The sequence below is a fragment of the Pandoraea vervacti genome (genome assembly GCF_000934605.2).
GTDB lineage: Bacteria > Pseudomonadota > Gammaproteobacteria > Burkholderiales > Burkholderiaceae > Pandoraea > Pandoraea vervacti.
The window spans coordinates 2,508,932-2,529,998 of record NZ_CP010897.2; the positions used below are offsets into that span (position 1 = coordinate 2,508,932).

General features: G+C 63.8%; 16 protein-coding genes. 8 read left to right on the top strand and 8 right to left on the bottom strand.

Features of this window, described 5'->3' with window-relative positions; translation table 11 throughout:
- Positions 1–22 precede the first annotated feature (22 nt).
- The 3 genes from UC34_RS11350 (at position 23) to UC34_RS11360 (ending at position 4,756) form a co-directional block, all read left to right on the top strand.
- Positions 23–1,171, top strand: coding sequence for a BMP family ABC transporter substrate-binding protein (locus UC34_RS11350; protein WP_044455644.1), 1,149 nt, complete (start codon positions 23–25; stop codon positions 1,169–1,171).
- Between the two features lie 298 nt (positions 1,172–1,469).
- Positions 1,470–3,065, top strand: coding sequence for an ABC-F family ATPase (locus tag UC34_RS11355; RefSeq protein ID WP_044455645.1), 1,596 nt, complete (start codon positions 1,470–1,472; stop codon positions 3,063–3,065).
- A gap of 257 nt (positions 3,066–3,322) precedes the next feature.
- Complete coding sequence (locus UC34_RS11360) at positions 3,323–4,756, top strand: aldehyde dehydrogenase family protein (protein ID WP_044455646.1); 1,434 nt, start codon at positions 3,323–3,325, stop codon at positions 4,754–4,756.
- Here UC34_RS11360 and UC34_RS11365 read toward each other — a convergent pair.
- Complete coding sequence (locus tag UC34_RS11365) at positions 4,737–4,952, bottom strand: DUF1289 domain-containing protein (RefSeq protein ID WP_237165291.1); 216 nt, start codon at positions 4,950–4,952, stop codon at positions 4,737–4,739. The two genes, UC34_RS11360 and UC34_RS11365, sit on opposite strands and share 20 nt — an antisense overlap.
- A gap of 165 nt (positions 4,953–5,117) precedes the next feature.
- On the opposite strand from UC34_RS11365, the gene UC34_RS11370 reads away from it, so the two are divergent.
- Positions 5,118–5,540: an EamA family transporter gene (locus UC34_RS11370; RefSeq protein ID WP_174556768.1), complete on the top strand. Its 423-nt coding sequence runs from the start codon at positions 5,118–5,120 to the stop codon at positions 5,538–5,540.
- Positions 5,541–5,649: 109 nt separating this feature from the next.
- Here the strand turns inward: UC34_RS11370 and UC34_RS11375 are convergent, their stop codons facing one another.
- The 5 genes from UC34_RS11375 to UC34_RS11395 all read right to left on the bottom strand — a co-directional run bounded on the left by UC34_RS11375 (position 5,650) and on the right by UC34_RS11395 (position 12,489).
- Positions 5,650–6,954 carry a phospholipase A gene (locus UC34_RS11375; RefSeq protein ID WP_044455648.1) on the bottom strand — a complete coding sequence of 435 codons (1,305 nt, stop codon included), beginning with the start codon at positions 6,952–6,954 and terminating at the stop codon, positions 5,650–5,652.
- 47 nt (positions 6,955–7,001) lie between these two features.
- Positions 7,002–8,687: a sensor domain-containing diguanylate cyclase gene (locus UC34_RS11380; protein ID WP_044455649.1), complete on the bottom strand. Its 1,686-nt coding sequence runs from the start codon at positions 8,685–8,687 to the stop codon at positions 7,002–7,004.
- Positions 8,688–8,711: 24 nt separating this feature from the next.
- A complete protein-coding gene (locus UC34_RS11385; protein WP_052810986.1) occupies positions 8,712–10,046 on the bottom strand; it encodes a putative bifunctional diguanylate cyclase/phosphodiesterase in 1,335 nt (444 codons plus the stop codon).
- A 354-nt stretch (positions 10,047–10,400) separates the two neighbouring features.
- A complete protein-coding gene (locus UC34_RS11390; RefSeq protein WP_044455650.1) occupies positions 10,401–11,651 on the bottom strand; it encodes an NAD(P)/FAD-dependent oxidoreductase in 1,251 nt (416 codons plus the stop codon).
- Positions 11,652–12,018: 367 nt separating this feature from the next.
- On the bottom strand, positions 12,019–12,489 hold the full coding sequence (locus UC34_RS11395; protein WP_044455651.1) for a Cd(II)/Pb(II)-responsive transcriptional regulator: 471 nt from the start codon (positions 12,487–12,489) through the stop codon (positions 12,019–12,021).
- Between the two features lie 68 nt (positions 12,490–12,557).
- Between UC34_RS11395 and UC34_RS11400 the strand changes: the two genes are divergently transcribed.
- On the top strand, positions 12,558–14,948 hold the full coding sequence (locus UC34_RS11400; RefSeq protein WP_052810987.1) for a heavy metal translocating P-type ATPase: 2,391 nt from the start codon (positions 12,558–12,560) through the stop codon (positions 14,946–14,948).
- A 30-nt stretch (positions 14,949–14,978) separates the two neighbouring features.
- On the opposite strand, the gene UC34_RS11405 is transcribed toward UC34_RS11400, so the two are convergent.
- Positions 14,979–15,902 carry a CHAD domain-containing protein gene (locus tag UC34_RS11405; protein ID WP_044455652.1) on the bottom strand — a complete coding sequence of 308 codons (924 nt, stop codon included), beginning with the start codon at positions 15,900–15,902 and terminating at the stop codon, positions 14,979–14,981.
- A gap of 446 nt (positions 15,903–16,348) precedes the next feature.
- Entirely contained in the window at positions 16,349–16,627 is a 279-nt protein-coding gene (locus tag UC34_RS11410) for an HU family DNA-binding protein (RefSeq protein WP_044455653.1), read from the bottom strand.
- 508 nt (positions 16,628–17,135) lie between these two features.
- Here UC34_RS11410 and UC34_RS11415 point away from each other — a divergent pair.
- From UC34_RS11415 to UC34_RS11425, 3 genes are all read left to right on the top strand, one after another.
- Entirely contained in the window at positions 17,136–17,963 is an 828-nt protein-coding gene (locus UC34_RS11415) for a phosphodiesterase (protein WP_044455654.1), read from the top strand.
- 587 nt (positions 17,964–18,550) lie between these two features.
- Complete coding sequence (locus UC34_RS11420; RefSeq protein ID WP_237165292.1) at positions 18,551–19,849, top strand: PelD GGDEF domain-containing protein; 1,299 nt, start codon at positions 18,551–18,553, stop codon at positions 19,847–19,849.
- Positions 19,850–19,925: 76 nt separating this feature from the next.
- Positions 19,926–21,062, top strand: coding sequence for a hypothetical protein (locus UC34_RS11425; protein WP_052810988.1), 1,137 nt, complete (start codon positions 19,926–19,928; stop codon positions 21,060–21,062).
- The last annotated feature ends 5 nt before the right edge of the window (positions 21,063–21,067 follow it).

Below are 21,067 nucleotides of genomic sequence, written 5' to 3' on the forward strand. Positions count from 1 at the left end.
ATCGATGACGAGGAGAGAATCGATGCGACGTAAAGTCCTGATCACGATGGCGAGCCTGGCGGCCGCCATGCTGGTTTCCGCCTGCGGCAAGCAGGAGAACACCACGGCGAACGCCCCTGCGGCCGCTTCCGACGCCCAGGCATCGGCCGCTCCCGCAGGCAAGGGCCCGATGGGCGTGGCGTTCGTCTACATCGGCAACCCGGGCGATGCGGGCTGGACCTATGCGCACGAACAGGGCGCAAAGGCCGTGGAAGCCAAGTTTGGCGACAAGGTCACTGTGACCCGCGTGGAAAACGTGCCGGAAGGCGCGGATTCGGAGCGCGTGTTCCGCGATCTGGCCAGCAAGGGCAACAAGCTGGTGTTCGGTACGTCGTTCGGCTACATGGACTCGATGGTCAAGACGGCGGCGGATTTCCCAGACGTGACCTTCGAGCATGCGACGGGCTTCAAGTCGGCGCCGAACCTCGGCACGTACGATGTCCGCACGTATGAAGGCGCGCATCTGGCCGGCGTCGTGGGTGGTCATGTGACGAAATCGAACGTGATCGGTTACGTGGCATCGGTGCCGATTCCCGAAGTGATCCGCAATATCGATGCGTTCACCATCGCCGCACGTGAAGCCAATCCGAAGGTCAAGGTGAAGGTGGTCTGGATCAATAGCTGGTTCGATCCGGGCAAGGAGCGTCAGGCGGCGGAATCGCTCGTCGGACAGGGCGCGGACGTGCTGATGCAGAACGTCGATTCCGCCGTGGTCATGCAAGTGGCCGAAGAGAAGAAGATCCATGCGTTCGGCTGGGATTCGGACATGAGCAAGTTCGGCCCGAATGCGCACCTGGCGTCGGCGGCCATCGACTGGAGCAAGTACTACATCCGTACGGTCGACGAAGTCATGCAGGGCACGTGGAAGAACACGCCGGTCTGGGGTGGCATCAAGGAAGACGAAATCAAGCTCGTCGCCATCAATGACAAGGCCGTGCCGGAAGCGGCGCGCAAGGCCGTGACCGCACGCCACGACGCCATTCGCGACGGCAAGTACGATCCGTTCACCGGTCCGATCAAGGGGCAGGACGGCAAGGAAATCGTGCCGGCTGGCAAGACGCTCAACGACGACGAGAAACACCAGATCAACTGGTTCGTCGAAGGCGTCGAGGGGTCGCTGCCGAAGCAGTAAGGCGGGGTATCGGGGGGTATCCGAGGGTATCCGAGGGTATCAGCCTGGGCGGCCGTTGGGCCGCCTTGAGCCGCGATGAAACCGCCGGTTCTCCGGCGGTTTTTTATTGGGCGCCGGGCGGGCGGCACGCTCGGGCGCAGCCTTTGGCGCGGAAGACGGGCGCGACGCCCGTCGCCACCCGTGGGAGAGTTCCCGCGAGGGACGGGTGGGCAGGGGCACGTGACACGCATCGGTGCTAAAATGTCAGGTTTCGTGGCGCAATATCGTGCCACCGCACTTCATCTCCCGGATACCGCCTGTGCTGTCAACCGCCAATATCACGATGCAATTCGGCGCCAAGCCGCTCTTCGAGAACATTTCCGTCAAGTTTGGCGGGGGCAACCGCTATGGCCTGATCGGCGCCAACGGTTGCGGCAAGTCGACGTTCATGAAGATTCTCGGCGGCGATCTGGAGCCGAGCGCCGGCAACGTCATGCTCGAACCCAACGTACGTCTGGGCAAGCTCAAGCAGGACCAGTTCGCGTATGAAGACATGCGCGTACTCGATGTCGTGATGATGGGCCACACCGAAATGTGGGCCGCCATGAGCGAGCGCGACGCCATCTATGCGAACCCCGAAGCGACGGACGACGACTACATGCACGCCGCCGAACTCGAAGCGAAGTTCGCCGAGTACGACGGCTACACGGCCGAAGCGCGTGCGGGCGAGTTGCTGCTGGGCGTGGGCATTCCGACGGACCAGCATCAGGGTCCGATGAGCAACGTTGCCCCGGGCTGGAAGCTGCGCGTGCTGCTGGCGCAGGCGCTGTTCTCGAATCCGGACGTGCTGCTGCTCGACGAACCGACCAACAACCTGGACATCAACACGATCCGCTGGCTGGAAGACGTGCTCAACGAGCGCAACTCCACCATGATCATCATTTCGCACGATCGCCACTTCCTCAATGCCGTGTGCACGCACATGGCCGATATGGACTACGGCACGCTGAAGATCTACCCGGGCAACTACGACGACTACATGCTGGCGTCGGCTCAGGCCCGGGAGCGTCAGATGGCGGCGAACACGAAGGCGAAGGAACGTATTACCGACTTGCAGGACTTCGTGCGCCGCTTCTCGGCGAACAAGTCGAAGGCGCGTCAGGCCACGAGCCGTCTCAAGCAGATCGACAAGATCAAGGTCGAGGACATCAAGCCGTCGTCGCGTCAGAATCCGTTCATTCGTTTCGAGTTCGAGAAGAAGCTGCACAACCTCGCGTTCGAATTCGAGGGCATTTCCAAATCGTACGACCGTCAGATCTTCAAGAATTACTCGGGCGCGGTGCGCGCGGGCGAACGCGTGGCGATCATCGGCGAGAACGGTGCGGGAAAGACCACGCTGCTGCGCAGCCTGATGGCGGACCTGGCGCTCGACTCGGGGACCGTGAAGTGGGCCGAAAACGCGAACATCGGCTATTTCCCGCAGGATACGTCCGAGGCGTTCCCGGAAGACCAGACGCTCACCGACTGGATGACGCAGTGGGGCAAGGAAGGCGACGACGATCAGGTCATTCGCGGCTCGCTGGGTCGCCTGCTGTTCGGTGGCGATGATGTGGGCAAGTCCGTGCGCGTGCTCTCCGGTGGGGAAAAGGGCCGCATGATCTGGGGCAAGCTGATGCTGGGCCGTCACAACGTCATGATGATGGACGAGCCGACGAACCACATGGATATGGAATCGATCGAGTCGCTTCAGATTGCGCTCGACAAATATCCGGGCACGCTCGTGTTCGTCTCGCACGACCGCGAATTCGTGTCCGGTCTTGCCACGCGCATCATCGAGGTAAAGAGCGACGGCACGCTGGTCGACTATGCCGGTACGTACGAGGAGTATCTGGCGAGCCAGGGCGTGGAAGTCTGACGCGCCGGGCGTTGTTCTCCGTAGTCCTCCGACAGGGCGCTTGCATGGCAGGCGCCCTGTTTGCGTTTACGCGTCCCGGCACGAAGCCTCGAGGGCGGTGTCGTCCGATGATCGTCTCGGAAAAATGGACGTTGCGGGTCGGCGTGACCTGATTTTTCGTCGGGAGTGAGAAGCCCGGCGATGTGCGGACTACAATGGCCGTTCGTCGTTGGTTCGCCAATCACGCGTCGTGTGGACGCGTCAGCAGGAGACATTGCATGAAGACGTACGACAAATTTTTCATCGACGGCCAGTGGGTAACGCCGCTCGGGCGCGGCACGCTGGACGTTTTTCATTCGGCCGATGCGAAGCTGATGGGGCGCATTCCCGAGGGCGCCGTCGAGGACGCCGAAGCCGCCGTCGCCGCCGCGCGCACGGCGCGTGACACTTGGGCGGCGACGTCGCCCGCCGAACGGGCTGGCTATCTGCGAAAGATTGCTGCGGGATTGAAGGCCCGTACCGACGAATTGGCGGAGGTGATGACGGGTGAGACGGGCATGCCGATCAAGCTCGTGCGCGCGATTCAGGTCGGTGGTCCGGTCTATCACTGGAACAAGTACGCCGAGTTGGTCGAATCGTTCGCGTTCGAGGCGCGCGTGGGCAACTCTCTGGTGGTGCGTGAGCCGGTTGGGGTGGTCGGCGCGATTACGCCATGGAACTATCCGCTCAACCAGATCACGCTGAAGGTTGCCCCGGCGCTGGCGGCCGGTTGCACGGTGGTGCTCAAGCCGTCCGAAGTCGCGCCGTTCAATGCCTTCATTCTCGCCGAGGTCATTGCGCAAGCGGGATTGCCCGCCGGCGTCTTCAATCTGGTGACAGGGTTGGGGCCGGTGGTTGGAGAGGTGCTGGCGAGACATCCCGATGTCGACATGGTGTCGTTCACCGGGTCGACGCGGGCCGGCAAGCGTGTCTCCGAAGTGGCGTCGCAAACGGTCAAGCGTGTGGCGCTGGAGCTTGGCGGCAAGTCGGCGTCGGTCGTGCTCGACGACGCCGACCTTGCGGCAGCGGTCAAGGGCACCCTCAACGCCTGCTATCTGAACTCGGGACAGACTTGCTCGGCGCACACGCGCATGCTGGTACCCGCGTCGCGCTATGACGAAGTCAAGGCGCTGGTCAGGGACGCCGTGGCACGTTTTACGCTGGGCGATCCGCGCGAGGAAACGACGCGTCTTGGGCCGCTGGCCTCTGCTGCCCAACAGGAGCGCGTGCAAACCTACATCCGCAAAGGGCTGGCCGAAGGGGCCGAGCTGATCGCCGGCGGCGATACGGTGCCTGAAGGGTTCGAGGCGGGCTTCTTCGTGCAGCCGACGGTTCTGGGGCGTGTGACACCGGATGCGACGGTTGCGCAGGAAGAGATTTTCGGTCCGGTGCTATCGATCATCACCTATCAGGACGAAGCCGACGCGGTGCGCATCGCGAACGATTCCATCTATGGTTTGGGCGGTGGCGTATGGTCGGGCGATGAGGCGAGGGCGGTGCGTGTGGCGCGTCGGATCCGTACCGGACAGGTGGATATCAATGGCGGGGAATTTAACGTCCAGGCCCCGTTCGGTGGCTTCAAGCAGTCGGGGCACGGACGTGAAAATGGCGTCTACGGCTTCGAGGAATTCCTCGAGTACAAGTCGCTTCAGTTCAAGTCTGCGAAGTCGTAGCGCCGCTGTCGCAAAAGCGCATCGCCGTGCCGTCGCGGCTGATGCGCTGCCACACCGCGGCCTTCTCCTGCTCGGTGAAGAACACCCAGTTGGAGACTTCGTAGGCGGTGCGGCCGCAGCCCTTGCAGACGTCGTCGAAAAGGGTCGAGCAAACGCCAATGCAGGGGCTGTCGGGACGGTCGTGCAATTCGGACATAAGCGGCGGATTCGGCCAACCGGGGGCTGGCGTGTTCAAAGACAGCGTCATTATCGCATTGTTGTCCGGCGGGCCTCCCAATCCCCCTACGGCGGGGTGCCGGTGGTGGACACTCACGCCGATTTTCGGTTAAGTGCGGGTGATTTTTGAAAGGTGACGATCGTTATGCTGCGTAGCTGGCAACTTTTCGCGTTGGGCTCGGCATTTTTCGCGGCGCTCACGGCAATCTTCGGCAAGCTCGGGGTCGCGCAGGTCAACTCGAACATGGCCACGCTCATTCGCACGGTGATCATTTTCGGCGTCACGCTGGCGATCGTCGGCATGCGCGGGGAGTGGCAGAGGCCGACCAGTCTGAGCGCAAATACATGGCTCTTTCTCATCCTGTCGGGTGTCGCGACCGGACTGTCGTGGTTGTGCTACTTCCGGGCGCTCCAACTCGGTCCTGTGTCCGGTGTGGCGCCTCTCGATAAGCTGAGCGTGGCCATGGCGATGCTCATCGGCTGGGTGGCGCTCGGTGAGCCGTTCTCGCTCAAGGAAACCCTGGGCGGCGCGCTGATCGTTGCCGGGGCCCTGGTTCTCGTGCTGTGACGCCGACGCCGTATGGCGGTGGGGGGGCGGTGGAGGCGGTGGGGCGTGGTCGCGGGGAGCGGCGGGCGAATCGCTGCCGCGCCGCCCGCGTCAAGGTCGGGGCATGGAGTTACCAGCGGAATACGCTGTAACCAATGCGCACTTGCGACGGCGAGTGTCGGTTGTAGTCGAGCATGTCTTCGCCGTAACCGGTGAAATACCCCAGCCAGATGTAGCCGCCGGTGCCGGGGATCAACTTGCCGAGCGGGTAGGTCACTTGCACGTCCACGCTGCCGTAGTTGCGCTTCATGCCCTTGCGCAGCGTCGCCCCGATCTGCCAGCCGTTGGGCTTGCCCCATAGCACGAGCAGATCCATATAGCCGCGGTAATTCTGGATGTCGGGGTTGTCCTTTTTCTCCAGATACGCGTATAGCTTCGGCGCGACGGTCCAGTGGTATTCGGAAGGATTGCCGAACGTCAGGATCGGCTTGACGAAGACGGTGTTGATACTGCGAGAGTCGTCGCCCGCTTTGCCGTTGGACTCGTGCTCGATACCGGCGGCAACACCGAGCGAGGAGAACCAGCCTGCCCGAACACCGGTATCGGGAACGTAGTAGAAGAGGCTCGGTCGGTAGTTGGAGTCGCGAAACGGCGCCGACTCCGCTTCCAGATCCCAGATCGACAACTGTGTGTAGCCGAAGTACAGATTGTCGAGAAAGGACTTCGACGCCGGGTTGTCCGGCTTCAGGATGTGGAACTTGAAGCTGAGTTGAAAGCGGGCGTTGGCATCGCCGTTTTTTCCGAAGGCGATGTACATCGGCTCATGCGACGAAATACGGGCGAACTCGGCGTCGGATGTCGGTGCGATCGCGTCGGAGGACGCGACGGCTCCGGCCCCGGAGGCGGATGTCGCCGCCACCGCTGCGGCACTTGCGGCGCCAGCGCCGGTGGCGTTCGTTCCGTTATCGACGGGCAAGGGGGCGGCCGCGACCATCGGCTCGGCGGCGGCGGCGCGGTCGAGCACGATCGTGGTGGTCGATGCGTCCCAGTCGACCGGTTCGACACGCACCGCACCTCGCAATTCCTTGGGCAGCACCGCCGAATAGGCAACGCGGCGGAACTGGCCATTGGCGAGCGTGATCTGTGCCGGCACAACGGCTTCGCGCTTCAGGTGCAGCAATGTGGGCTTGAAGTCGTCGTTGGAAATGCGAACCACGATCTCATCGGGGAGCTTGATGGCCGCACGGCCCGGCGAGTCCTGTGTGGCCAGCAACGTCAGTTGCAGTGGTGCGCCGCCGCTCAGCGCCCTGGGCGGTTGCAGGAGCGAGAGATCGGCGTGTGCCACGCCGCTCAGTGCCAGGCACAGGGCTGCCGCGCCGAGCTGGATGGCGCGAAGCGGCGATGGGGCGAATGTGTCGAGATTCGTCTTGGGCATCGGTCCGGTCTGAGTTGGCGACTTCGGGACGGGATGCCCGAAGTCGATTACGACCCGCCTCCGGTGAGCACCCGGAGGTCGGATTCGCGGGCGCAGCGATCGCGTCCGCGAGATTTGGCCAGGTAAAGCGCTGCATCGGCGCGTTGCAGCCACGCGCTGTCGTCGTCGCCCTCGTGCCATTGGGCCACGCCGGCACTGATGGTGAACTGTAGCGTTCTGCCGTCGACGTTGATGCGTGCGGCGCGAACCGCCTCGCGTAGGCGTTCGGCGGCGTCAAAGGCGCGCGCCTCGGTAGCGCCACTCAGGATAATAGCGAATTCTTCGCCCCCCAAACGACCGCAAATGTCATCTTCGCGTAACGAATCGTGACAAAGGCGCACGAACGCGGACAGCACCGTATCGCCCAACGAATGCCCCCAGGTGTCGTTGATGTGCTTGAAGTGGTCCAGATCGACGAGGATGACGCACGTTGGCAAATCCCTGGCTTGTGCCAGCCCGACTTCCGCGCGCAAACGCTTGAGGAAGTGACCGCGCGAGAGCGCCCCGGTCAGGGCGTCGTATTTGACCTCGTGCTCGAGGGCGGCGTTTTTGGCGAGGGTGTCCGTCAGATGCAGCTTTTCGCGGCGCAGATAACGAATCAACAGATACCCCGCGCCGCTCAGGCTGAGCAGCAGGGCAAAAACGAGCGCGACATACCGTCGCCGTTCGATGGAAAGGCTGCCCAATGTCGGCGCCTCGTTCATGGTGTAGACGACCATCTCGCCGTCCGACGACGCTTCGGCCTCCAGCAGGTACGGCTGATTGTCGGGGCGCACGCGTACCAGCCGTGCGTGGCGCGTGCTGTCGTCATCGGATTGGAGGTGCAGAAAATCGGGTGTGCCGGGCGCCAGATCGTAACTCTCGATGGGCACGACGGTGAAGTCCTCCTGCTGGTAGAGACGGCGGCGCTCCTCGCGTGAGAGTTTGAAGACCGCGCCGCCGGGCACGGCGAGTCCGGTGAATGTCGGGTCGTTGGCGAGCACGATCACGCCATTGGTGTCGGTGATGAACGACGCACCGCTGTCCGCCCAGTGGGACAAGCGTCGAATGCCCAGCTTGACGACCATGACGCCGACAAGCGTGCCGTCGTGGTACACGGGGGCGGTGAAATAGATGCCGGGCAGCCCCGTTTTTCGGCCGGCGACGTACTGCTGTCCGGCGCCCCCGAGCACGGCGGTATTGAAATAGGCGCGGTCGCCGTACCGGTCGGCGACCAGGGGGTCGGGCGAGTTGAAATCGCTCGAAGCGATGGTGATGCCATCGGGGGTGCCCAGCCAGACGAGATCGGCGCCGAAGTAGAGTTGCGCGGCACGCAGCAGTTCATTGACGGGGGTGAGGACCGGATTCGCAAGCAGTTGCTCGCGAGCCTTGTCGTGAGGCACGTCGGTCAGCGGATGGGCTGCGATGGTTGCAGCCGCTGTCTGAATCTGCTCGATCTGGGCGAGCACTCGCGGTATTCCGCGAATGAGGATCAGGTCCTGATTGACTGTGTGAACCGTGCCATGCGCGAGCCGGGTAGCGATGCTGCGCTCTTCATACAGCAGGCGCGCGGCGCGGCTGGCCACCAGTTGATCGGCAGCGAAGCGCGCCAGCGCCCATGCGATGAGCACGCAGGTGAGCACGCAAATGAGAACGACCACGCCGCGCAGGAAAGCGGGAGCGGCATGGCGGCGGTCGAATAGGGCGATAACCAACGGCGAAGGCGGCGACTGACGCGTTTACAGGCGCCCGTGCCAGTCTCGAATGAACGTCTCGATGTGCCCGGGCGGTAAGGGACGCGTGCAATGATACCCCTGCCACGCATGACAGCCCAGCGATGCGAGCGCGTCGCGCTGCGCACTGGTCTCCACGCCCTCGGCCACCGTTTCGATTTCGAGCTTGCGGGCAATGGCGATGATGGCGCGAATCAACTCGGTATCGTAGCCGCCGAGCAGAACGCCCGCGACAAACTGATAGTCGATCTTCACGGTCCCGAAAGGCCAGCGCTTGAGGCGCACGAAACTGGAGTAGCCGGTGCCGAAATCGTCGAGCGAGAGGCGAACGCCCATTGCCACCAGTTCGTTCATCAGGGTCGCCGCTTCGTCGAGATGCGAAATCAGCGACGACTCGGTGATCTCGATTTCGAGCTTGTCCGGTGGCACACGGTGATGCTTCAGCGCGTAGCGGACCGTCTCGAGCGTCTGCACGCGCATTTGCTGCGCGGACAGATTCACAGCCACGCGGGGATATTCCTCCCCATCCGTATGCCACTTGTCGAGCTGACGGCACGCCTCGTGCAACGTCCAGTCGCCAATGGGCCCGATGACGTCGCAGCGCTCGGCCGCCGGGATGAACTCGCCGGGCATGATCAGTTCGTCGTCGCGTTGCCAACGAATGAGTGCTTCGAGTCCCGTTAGCCGATGGGTGCGCATGTCGATCTGCGGCTGGTAGTGCAGACGGAATTCCGAGCCCGACAGCGCGCGTCCGATCGCACTTCGCCAGTAATGTTCGTTGCCCGCATCGTCCGGCGGCGCAATGCCCTCCGTCGGGGCGGTGGGCGCTTCCGTGACGAGAAAACGAGATGCGCTCTCGCGTATGGCCTGATCCGCGACGTCCGACGTATGCTCCAGCAACGTGGCCGGCCAAACTGGCACCTGCGGCAGGTGGGTGATACCCGCCGAGACGATCGGGTAGAGCAGTCCGTTGCCGCAAGGTACGGGGGATTCGCCCGCGCGGATGAAGCGGCGCGTGACCTGAACGGCCGCGTCGCGGCTGCCCAGGTCGCGCAGCAAGATAGCGATTTGCTGGTCCGAGACGCGACCGATCAGATCGCGGCGGCGGATTCGCGAGCCGACCCGGAACGCGACCGTCGCGAGCAGGTCGGCGTCGGAAATGGCAGGTTGACTGGTCGCCATGCGCTGGCCCCGGCCTACATGCAGCACGACCAGCGCGCTGTGACTATTGGGCGGACTCGGGGTGCGCAGCTCAAGGCTGAGGGCGCGCAATAGCCGCTGGCGGTCCAGCAGCAGATCGGCAAGGACGACTTGGCGTCGCAGCGCGTTCGTATCGTTCATCTCGGCAGGGAGGCAGACTTCGCCTGAACGTTTGAACGTTTGTCACCGCCGCGTGTCATGCCGACGAGGCGACTGGTGAGGCCATCGAGCAGAAAAAGCCCACGCGTCGAACAGGTCGTGCCGCCAGAAAACCCTTGAATCATGTTCTGCATAAGACGCGTAAATTTGTCGGCCGGTGGACGCGGGACGAGGCGGGGAGCGCCCTTGGCGCAGATTGTCAGTCCCTGCGTTCCGGCAGACCGCGCGCAAGGCGTGGCCCGACTGGAAGCTCGTGCCCGGTTGCGAGACCGGGTCCTTTGACCTTTAACGGCACCCGAAATCGAAAATTGAGTGCGGGTTTCACCTATGGGGCGCTCAGCGCGGACGCGCAAACCACTCGCGGCCTTTGAGCATGAAATCCCAATAAACCTTTGGCAGCACGTACTTTTTCAACATCCAGGCAAAACGGTTCGCGTGCGTGCCATCGATGGGGAATGTAGGGAGAAGTTTCCCTCCATAGCCAAACTCGGCGAGCACGATCTTGCCGTGTTCGACGGTGAGCGGACACGCGCCGTATCCGTCGTAATGCAATGCAAGGGGACGCCCATCTATCGACGCGAGCAAATTCTCCGCCACGACCACGGCTTGTTTGCGGGCGGCCGCCGCCGTCTTGGCATTCGGCGCCGAGATCGCATCGCCAAGACCGAACACGTTGGCGTAGCGCGCGTGGCGCAGTGTTTTCGGATCCACCTCACACCAGCCTGCCGCGTCAGCGAGCGGACTGGCACGCAGCACGTCCGGCGCGCTTTGCGGCGGCACGACATGCAGGATATCGAAGGGCTTGTCGACAAACCGGGACTGCCCGTCGGCGTCGAAGATCTCGAAACGCGCCACGCGGCGCTCGCCATCCACGGCGCGCAGATGCGAGAGGTGATTGAGAGAAATGCGATACCGCTGCACGTATTGCATGAGCGCGGGAACGTAATCCTTCACGCCAAACAGTGACGGCGCCACGAGATGGAATTCAATATTCGTCTTGTCGAGCACGCCGTTTTGACGCCACGTGTCGGCTGACAGATACATCGCCTTTTGCGGCGCTCCGGCGCATTTGATCGGCATCGGCGGCTGCGTGAACAGCGCGTTTCCGCCTTTGAATTCGCGCACCAGCGACCACGTGTAGGGCGCAAGATCGAAGCGGTAATTGGACGTGACGCCGTTGCGACCGAGCGTTTCGACAAGCCCGTCGATGGCCTCCCAATTGAGTTGCAGACCGGGAGCGACGATGAGAAAGCGATAGGCGAGACGCCGGCCGTCGGACAGCAGGAGCTGTTGATGTTCGGGAGAGAACGCGGTGATCGCCGCCTGAATCCAGTTCACGCCTTGCGGAATGACGCTCGACATCGGGCGCGCAGTACGTGCGGCGTCGAATTCGCCGGCGCCGACAAGCGTCCATGCCGGCTGGTAGTAATGCGTGTCGGCCGGATCCACGATCGTGATCGAGAGCGACGGTCTGCGGCGGCGCAAGCTGGCGGCAACGGAGATGCCTGCGGCACCTGCCCCCATGATGACGATGTCGGCGCTGCGCTCCGTCGCGGTGGTTGGCGTAGCGGATACATCGCTGGACATAAGGTCTCCGACAAGTGAACGAGCATGGAAAATGGACTGCGACACATCGAGGTCGCTCGATGAATGCCGATGCCTGACGTAACGTATGTCACACGAGCCATCCATTCATGCACGGGTGACGAGCGCTACGAGGCGTGCGGGACATTGTATAGAAACTACATCCGTTTGCCGCTGTTTCCCCGGGCGCGCGAACATGCTTTTCGTTCGAACCAGAGACAGTAATAACGAGACATGGCGATGCAGAGGTGCATCGGAAACGAAAGCGAAGGATGTCGACGCGGACATCCCGATCGGGATGCCGGCACGCAGCTGCGCGCCGAGCCAACGGTGTGGGTCGGCTAGCGCCAGACATGTGATGCGCGCAGCGTCAGGCGTGCAGAGGATCGTGATCGCACGAGGGTGCGATGGGATCGGTGTCGCTGTGGCAGGCACACGCCTCGCCGTTCGCGCCTTGCATCAGCGCGCGCAGAATGCCGCAGTCGCTCGTTTCGTGACGGCTGCGGCATTGTGCCTGCAGGTGCAGCAACTGCTGCTCCAGCGCCTGTAGTTCATGGATGCGTGCATGGACACGCGCGAGATGCGCTTCGATCAGCCGGTTAGCGTCTTCACAGGTGACACTGTGGTCGTGCGCAAGCTCACCGAGCCGCTTGGCGTCGGCGAGCGGCATGTCGAGCGAGCGGCAATGCCGGATGAAGCGCAACGCTTCCAGATGCTCGTTGCCGTAGGTTCGGTATCCCGCGTCGCTGCGCGGCGGCGGGGGAAGCAGGCCCGCCCGCTCGTAATAGCGCACGGTTTCGACATCGGTACCCGCCGCGCGGGCCAGTTCTCCGATTTTCATGCTTGACTCCGTAGTCACTACAGGGTTTTGAATAAAGGGTAACACGATTCAGGTAACCAGGAGTTCACATGTCCAACCCTTCGGATTCGGCCCGCGCGGCGAGCTCGACGACGGCGGATCGCAACGTGCAGCGCCACGGGCATGGCCAGGGGCAGTCGCATCGCCACGATCATGGGCATCACCACGACGACGACCATGACCACACCCATGACCACACTCGTGACGGGGATTCGACAGCGGGTCATGTCCACGGTGCCGGCGCCTGCTGCGGCAGCGGTGCGAGCGTTGCGTCCGCGCAGCCTGTGCCCGAGACGGGCGCCCCGCAGTCGCGGTTTCGCATCGACCAGATGGACTGCCCCACGGAAGAGCGCCTGATTCGCGATCAGCTCGAGCGGCAGCCCGGCATCGACGCCTTGTACTTCAATCTCCTCAAGCGCGAACTGACGGTGGTCTTCGACAAGCGCGCCTCGGCAGGCGACGTCAGCCGCCAAAGCGACGCTGCTGCCGAAACGCTGCGCAAACTGGGCATGACACCGGTGCCGCTTTCCGGCGATGCGTCAGGTGCGGCGCCGCCGCCTACGAGTGGCAAGGGCGACGTAGCGCGTCTGGTGACGGGCGGCGTGCTGGCCGCGGCCAGCGAAATGGCCGTCTGGTCGGGGGTGCCCGAACACAGCCCGTGGATCGGCGCGGTCGTGGTTGCGGCCATTGTGGCCTGCGGTCTGCCTACGCTGAAGAAAGGCTGGATTGCACTGCGCCATTTCACGCTCAATATTCACTTCCTGATGTCGCTGGCCGTGATCGGCGCCATGGGTATCGGTCAGTGGCCCGAAGCCGCCATGGTGATCGTGTTGTTCGCCCTGTCCGAGAAACTCGAAGCCGCATCGCTCACGCGTGCGCGCCGGGCGGTCGAGGCGTTGATGCGGCTGGCGCCCGATCAGGCGTCGGTCGAACAGGCGGATGGCACATGGGCGGACGTGCCGGCTGCGTCGCTCGCCGTGGGTTCACGCGTTCGCGCCCGGCCGGGCGAGCGTATTGCCATCGATGGCGTGATCGAGCAGGGCAGTTCTGCACTCAATCAGGCATCGATCACAGGTGAAAGCGTGCCTGTCGACAAGGCGGTCGGCGACGAAGTCTACGCGGGGAGCATCAACGAAAGCGGACTGATCGTGTACCGCACGAGCGTTGCCCCCGGCGATACGACGCTCGCGCGTATCGTGCGAATCGTCGAGACCGCACAGCAGCAGCGCTCGCCGACACAACGCTTCGTCGACAAGTTCTCGCGCATCTACACGCCCGTCGTCGTGCTCTGCGCCTTGTTGGTTGCGCTCGTGCCGCCGCTGGCATTCGGGCTTGCGTGGGCGCCATGGATTTACAAGGCGCTGGTCATGCTGGTGATCGCATGTCCGTGCGCGTTGGTGATATCCACACCCGTGACGGTGGTGAGTGGCCTGACGGCAGCCGCGCGGGCAGGAATTCTCATCAAAGGCGGCGCGTTCCTGGAGACCGGCCGTCTGATTCAGGCGGTAGCGCTCGACAAGACGGGCACGCTAACGCGCGGCGAGCCACGACTGACCGACGTCGTGCCGTTGGGCGAAGTGTCCCGCGACGAAGCGCTCACACTGGCTGCCGCGCTCGACGCCCAGACGACACATCCGATCGCCCGCGCCGTCGTCGATGGCCACACCCAGGCCGGGCTTGGTCAGTTGCCTTGCGTCACCGATTTCGAGGCGCTCGCAGGCATGGGCGTGAAGGGGCGCATCGACCAGACGCTGTATTACCTCGGCAATCATCGTCTGATCGAGTCGCTCGGGGTGTGCAACGAGAAGGTCGAAGCCGAACTCTTCCGCCTCGAATCTCAGGCGCGCACCGCCATCGTGCTGGCTAGCGAAACACAGGCGCTCGCCGTGCTTGCCGTGGCCGATACGTTGCGCGAAGAAAGCCGGGAGGCCATCGCGCGACTCGCCAAATTGGGCGTTCGCACCGTCATGCTGACAGGCGACAACCGTGCGACGGCGCAGGTCATCGGCGAGCAGGCGGGCGTGACGGATGTGCGCGCCGAAATGTTGCCGGAGGACAAGTGGCAGGCGGTATCGTCCTTGCGCGAGCAGTACGGTCACGTGGGAATGGTCGGCGATGGCATCAACGATGCGCCCGCGCTGGCGGCGGCCGACGTCGGCTTCGCCATGGGGGTGACCGGGACCGACAGTGCGCTGGAGACGGCGGATGTCACGTTGATGGACGACGATCTGCGCAAGTTGCCTGCGTTCCTTGCGCTGTCTAGACGTAGTGCCACAGTGCTCAAGCAGAACATTGCTCTCGCGCTGGCCATCAAGACGGTGTTCTTCGCGCTGGCTGTCGTGGGGGTGGCGTCGTTGTGGATGGCGGTGTTTGCCGACGTGGGGGCAAGCCTGCTGGTGATTGCCAACGGCATGCGTCTGCTTCGCACGAAAGTCGCGTGAACGCCAGCGCGCCGGCGCAGCGCCCGGCGCTCAGCCTTTGCGCATTGCGCGCTCGAGGGTATGGGCGTCGGGCAACTGGCATAGCACATGGGCGGCACGGCTGGTGGCGTTGACGATGATCGTGTCGAGACGTCCGCTCAGCATGTCGCGATGGTCCGCGGGAATGGGCGCTGCTTCGAGCATCCGTTGCGCGACGACCGCATCGTTCAAATGCCCCAGTAGCGTCTGTGCGGCGCGCAAGGTGTCCTGGTACGGCGCGCGAACCGACTTGCGCAGCCACGGCGTCAGGGCCTCGGCGCTATAGCGCGCCTGCTTGATCTTCACGCGCAAGGCATGCAACTGCTCGGTGTCGAGCATTGCCAATTGGCGACAATTGGGAAATAACGCAATGTAGCGTTCGCGCAGCATGTTGTGTGCATGCCTGGCCAATGCGCCGGGCGCTTTGCCGGGCGTGCGCGACGCCCGGCGCAGCCCTCGGGCGGCACGCTCGTCGGCGCGACCCTCGCTGCAAATGCCGAAGGCGTCGATGAGCAGGGCATGCAACGCGTGCTGACGTTCGCTGCTCAGTGCTTGCGCCGCTTGCGCGCGTGCCTCTGCTCGCAGCCGCGAAACGTGAGCCTCGATAGCAATCCAGTCGACGCCGGGGTATTCGAGGCGCAGGGCCGGTAACGTTTCGCCGATCAGAACATCCGCGTCGCGGGCGGGGCCCATCGCGTTGCCGAGCCAGCGCAACTCCTCTTTCATCCGACGACGCCAACGGGGTTTCAGCCAGGGCGAAAAGATGTCGATCAGCGCGCGAAGACGCCGGGTCGCAATACGCAGTTGGTGCACGGCTTCTGCCGGAATGTCTTCGGCCCGATCGGGAGCCTCGGTGGCCGTCGGCAACGAGGGCCATTGCGCCAGCGGCGCAGACGCGAGCATGACGAGCAGACGTGCGGGAGGGATTCGACGCATTCGGGAAGCGCCAGGCAGCGCGCGTTTCTCCGCCGTGGCATCGCCGGCAGTGTCTGGATCATCGGATGAGGCAGGGGAGGCGGCAAGAGCCGCTGTCGGCGCGCGGATCATGTTGCGCAACATAGCACAATTGCCATGTCGGCCATAGCCACAGCGTGGGGTATTGCGAAGGGGGCGGAAACGCTGCCAGGCGCGGCAGGTTTGGGCCGGTCGGGCAGGTCGGCCAGAGGCGGGCGAATGCCGCAGCACTGTCTCATCGCACTGCGTCGCGGGCGCCCGGTTTCCTGGAAGCGGTATGCAGGACACCCGCGAGGCACGCAGCGTCACATCAGTCGTGGACCTCGCGAGAGGATGACGTGACGCCTTCTCATTGCTGCGCACTGCGCGGTGCAAATGCGAGCAAAAAAGATAGGCCGGCACGGAGGCCGGCCTGCGCGCAACTGGTTTTACTTCTTGTTCACAGCGTCCTTGAACGCCTTGCCAGCCGTGAACTTCACGGTCTTGGCTGCCGGGATCTTGATCGCTTCGCCGGTCTTCGGGTTGCGGCCGGTACGTGCGGCACGCTTGCCCGAACCGAACGAGCCGAAGCCGATCAACTGGACTGCATCACCCTTGGCGACAGCCTTCTTGATGACTTCGATCAGCGTGTCGATGGTTTCGCCGGTCTGAGCCTTGCTTGCACCCGTTTGGCCGGCGACGGCGTCGATCAGTTCCTGTTTGTTCATGTGTGTTTCCCTTGAGAGGTGGTGAATACCGGCGACAACTCTAACACTTTCGCCATTTGACGAGTGTCGGTGTTGTATCCGCGCCATAAGGCACGCGGCACACGCCAGAATGTCGCCTTCGCGGCACGTTACGCAAACGCAATCCGGAGACCCGTTTCGTCACGCATCGTGAGGGCGCCGGCACTGGCCGGGCAGCCGCATTATAGAGCCTTCGGCGGGCTGTGGGCCAGTCCTGACAACGGTTTGCGGCGATTTTGTTGCGCTATGCCGCGTACTTTCTTGTTCTTGATGGTAAAACCCCGGTAACTGCGGGCATCTCCGGTCATGCCTCCTCGCAATCCCTTGCTGGGCGGGCTTTGGGAGTTTCCCTAGCGTTTTGGGGCTTGCGCAGGTGACCGTCTTTTGGTTGGCATTGCGGCCCGATTTTCGGCAGGCGCCTAAAATTCATTCGGGTGTCATCTGCGATGGCTAGCGTGACGCCGCCGTCGGCTCTCAAGGAAACCACGCTATGTTGCTCTGCCAGATCACCGATCTTCATGTCACGCGTCCCGATACACTCGCTTGCGGGCGCGTCGACACGGCGCGCGCGCTGCGTCACGCCATCGCGGCCATCAACCGCTGGGTGCCGCGTCCCGATGCGGTCATTGCCACCGGCGACCTGATCGACACGCCGCATCCCTTGGAATACGAAGTACTTCGGGCGTGTCTGGGCGATCTCGACATTCCGCTGTATCTCGTGGTGGGCAATCACGACCATCGCGAAGCCTTGCGCGATGCATTCCCGGCGCACGCTTATTTGCGCGACGGCGGCGAATTCGTGCAGTACCGCATCGATTTGGGGCCGGTCACGGTGTTAGTGCTCGATACGCAGGACCCGCCAGGCGCCGGCGGGCATTTGTGCGACGCGCGGCTTGCATGGCTCGATGAACAACTTCTGGCTTGCGCAGGCCGCCCCACGATCATTGCAATGCATCATCCGCCGTTCGAGACGGGCATCGAATTCATGGACGGCTATGGCCTGTCGGCGCAGGGACGTGCTGGCTTCGCTCTCGTGACATCGCGCTACGCGCACATTGAACGTGTGATCTGCGGACATCTGCATCGAAGCATTCAGGCGAGCGTCGAAGGGGCACCCGGGATCATGGCCAGCACGTGCGTATCGACAGCGCATCAGATCACGCTGGCGCTCGCCTCGGGCGCACCCGGGTCGATCACGCTGGAGCCGCCGGGCTTCGCCATGCATCTGTGGCAGCGGGGGGCGGGATTGCGTACGCATCTGGCTTATGTCGGCCCGTTCGAGGGGCCGTACACCTTCGAAGGTGAATCGGTGTCCTGATGGAACCAAGCGGGTCTTCCGCCGCAAAAAATGGGGACGAAAGTGGGACCGCGCGTGTGTAAAGTGCACCCCATCAAACATACGAGATCAGTTCGGATCAGCAGTCAAAGGCCGTCCCGTCGCGCAAGATGCGCGGGACGGGAGCGACGGGTCTTTCAACAGGAACTGTCGATCCGTGGCCCATGACCCAGGCATGATGACAAGGCCGGGCGGGGCGTCTTCTGATAACGGGGAATCATGCACACCGCCATCGCGCAGCCCTTGCGCGTTCGCCCGCATTGCACGGGCATTTCGATGGCTTGCGTTAATACGGCGTGCCGCTCGCAGCGCGCGGGCGCCTGGTGAGTCCCCATTTGCACAAATCTCACGTGACAGCTGCTACGCCCAACGACGCCGACCCCTCAAACGCTTCGCGCGCCAACGCATCAAGCGATTCGCGCGCCGGGACTTCGTCGGCTTCGTCTTCCGCTTCGTCCAGTCATGCGGGGACAAGCTCGGCCCCCGAGACGCCGGCAACCACGGCCCGCGTGCGCCGCTCGCAACCGCTCGGCAATTTGGGCCGCTGGGGCAAGCGGGTTGCGCCAGCCGTGACAAGTCCCTTCGCATTGCTTGAAGTGCTGAATCTTACGCTGATCGCGGTGCTCATCGCATGGCGGTTGCGCCCGGGCGATCCTTTGTTGCTGAGCACGCAATTTCCATGGCTGTGGCTCGTCACGCTCATTGGCGCGTTGCGGTACGGCTCGCTGGCCGGCGCTGTCAGCGGCGCGCTGCTCATCGTCGCCTGGCATGTGTTGTGCGGCCCCGCGTTCGGACCGTTCCCCATGGCGCACTTCGCGGGTGGCATGACGATGGCGCTCGTTGCTGGCCACTTCTGCGATATCTGGTCGCATCGCGCGAAGCGTTCGCAAGGTATTAACGCGTATTACAGCGATCGCCTGGTCGCGATCACGCATAACCACTATCTGCTGCGCGTCTCGCACGAACGGTTGGAGCGCGATCTGCTCGCGCGGCCGCTGACGTTGCGCGACGCACTCACGCGCCTGCGCGATCTCACCGTACGGCGGTCGGCCGACGCGCAAGGCGCGCCGGGCGGCCTGCCCAATGCGCAGGCGATGCTCGAATTCGCGGCGCTCACTTGCCAGATCGAAGTCGCCTCGATGTTCGCAGTGAAAGGCGGTCGTCTGGTGAGCACGCCCATCGCGCGCGTCGGTGAGGGCTTTGAACCCGACGCCGACGACCCGCTCATACGTGACTGCATTCAGGAGGGCGCGCTGGCGCACGTGAAGGCAGATGACGCCACGGCCGACGGCAGCCCCTATCTCGCCTGTGCGCCACTGCTCGACGCCGACGGCACGTTGCTATGCGTGCTGATCGTGCGCCGCATGCCGTTCCTCGCGCTCAATCACGACAACCTGCAATTGTTGCTGGTGCTTCTCGCGTATTACGCGCACGGCGTGGCGCACCAACCGTTGGTGGCGGGGGTGCGTGCATCGGTGCCGCAGGCGCCGTACGACTTTGCGCTCGAACTGGGACGTCTTGCCCGTCTCAAGCGAGCGAGCGGCATCGAGTCGTCGCTCGTGGCGCTCTCGTTTCCTCGTGGAGCCCGGGGCGACTCGCTGTTCGAGCAGACGGTGCGGCAGCGCCGTGCGCTCGATGCGTTGTGGACGATGAGCACGCCGCGCACGCAAATCGCCATTGCCCTGATGCCGATCACGGACGAGCACGGTATCGATGGCTATCTGATGCGTGTCGAGGCACTGTTGCGCCAGCAATACGACGTCGATTTCCAGAGCGGGCACATCGCCGTGCACACCGCACGTATCGACGCCGAAACACCTGGCGACGGTCTGCGAAAACTGATGGAGCGCTGTGTCGACCATGCCTGAGCGCACCCGCGGACGCCGTGGCCCGGCACCCAAATTCTTGCGGTTCTGCGAGCAGGGTGCGGCGCCCGGCGTGCCTATGCTGCGTTTGCTGCGATGGGTGTCGACGCCAGCGCTGGCCGGGCTCGCGGCACTGGCGCAATGGCAGGCGCTGCGCCCTGTACTGGGCGGGGCGATGCCTGGCATGGTGGCGCATGCCGTGTTCTCCGACCCCATGGCCTGCGCGCTGGCATGGCAGGCAATCGCTGCCGTGTTCGCAGGCGGGTTCATGACGTGCGCGTTGCCGTCAGGCTACCGCGAGCGACGCGGCGTGTTCTCGCATATCGCGCTGATGACGTTCTTTCTGCCGGTGGCCGGCATGGTCGTCGTAATGGGCGTGCTGCTCATGGGCTATCTGTTCCCGCCCCCGCGCGAACTGCTTGCTGCGGGCAGGGTGGAGACGCCCGGCTTCATCTCGCATCTCGTGACGCGTGTACGGCACGGCGCGGGCATGCGCCTGCGCGCGCGATTGCGCAATGTGCAGGGTGAGCTCGACGACCGGGTGGCGGCGTTGATTTCCGTGCAGGCGCTGCCTTCGCGGGTCACGAGCGAGATCGCGCGAGACCTGCTGGCCGACCCAGTGGAGGAAGTCCGGTTACTCGCCTACGGCATTCTCGACGGGCTGGAGAAGCGCATCATGCAGCAGGTTTTCGCCATGCGCGAGCGGCACGCCACAGCGCAGGACGACGATGAACGGGCCCATGCCTGCGTGCGTCTCGCCCAACTCTATTGGGAGTTGATTTATCAAGATCTCGTGCGAGGCGAGGTGTTGCGTTTTACGCTGGCGCGCGTGGAGCACTTCGCACGTGAAGCGATCGAGCAGCGCGAGGACGACGCGTCCATGTGGTACCTGCTGGGGCGTTGCGCGCTTTTGCGCGAGAACCCCGACGTGGCCGAGATGCATCTGCGTCAGGCGCAGTTCCATAGCTTTCCGACCGAGCGATTGTTGCCCTGGCTGGCCGAGGCGGCCTTTCAGAAGCGTCGTTACGATCGCGTGGCCCAGTTGCTTGGTGGCCTCGGTGCGGCGAGTGCCGGGAGCGCTGGGAATGGAGGCGATGCCAGTACCGCCGGTATCGCGGATATCGCAGGTATCGCAGGCACGAGAGCCACAGGCAGCGCGACGGCGTCGCCCCTGGTGCAACCGGTCGTGCGCTTCTGGACGCGGCGAGCCCCATGACAAGT

Coding starts and splice junctions, on each gene's coding strand:
- UC34_RS11350 (WP_044455644.1), top strand. CDS start 23: ATGCGACGTAAAGTCCTGATCACGATGGCGAGCCTGGCGGCCGCCATG.
- UC34_RS11360 (WP_044455646.1), top strand. CDS start 3,323: ATGAAGACGTACGACAAATTTTTCATCGACGGCCAGTGGGTAACGCCG.
- UC34_RS11365 (WP_237165291.1), bottom strand. CDS start 4,952: ATGTCCGAATTGCACGACCGTCCCGACAGCCCCTGCATTGGCGTTTGC.
- UC34_RS11370 (WP_174556768.1), top strand. CDS start 5,118: ATGCTGCGTAGCTGGCAACTTTTCGCGTTGGGCTCGGCATTTTTCGCG.
- UC34_RS11375 (WP_044455648.1), bottom strand. CDS start 6,954: ATGCCCAAGACGAATCTCGACACATTCGCCCCATCGCCGCTTCGCGCC.
- UC34_RS11385 (WP_052810986.1), bottom strand. CDS start 10,046: ATGAACGATACGAACGCGCTGCGACGCCAAGTCGTCCTTGCCGATCTG.
- UC34_RS11390 (WP_044455650.1), bottom strand. CDS start 11,651: ATGTCCAGCGATGTATCCGCTACGCCAACCACCGCGACGGAGCGCAGC.
- UC34_RS11395 (WP_044455651.1), bottom strand. CDS start 12,489: ATGAAAATCGGAGAACTGGCCCGCGCGGCGGGTACCGATGTCGAAACC.
- UC34_RS11400 (WP_052810987.1), top strand. CDS start 12,558: ATGTCCAACCCTTCGGATTCGGCCCGCGCGGCGAGCTCGACGACGGCG.
- UC34_RS11405 (WP_044455652.1), bottom strand. CDS start 15,902: ATGCGTCGAATCCCTCCCGCACGTCTGCTCGTCATGCTCGCGTCTGCG.
- UC34_RS11410 (WP_044455653.1), bottom strand. CDS start 16,627: ATGAACAAACAGGAACTGATCGACGCCGTCGCCGGCCAAACGGGTGCA.
- UC34_RS11415 (WP_044455654.1), top strand. CDS start 17,136: ATGTTGCTCTGCCAGATCACCGATCTTCATGTCACGCGTCCCGATACA.
- UC34_RS11425 (WP_052810988.1), top strand. CDS start 19,926: ATGCTGCGTTTGCTGCGATGGGTGTCGACGCCAGCGCTGGCCGGGCTC.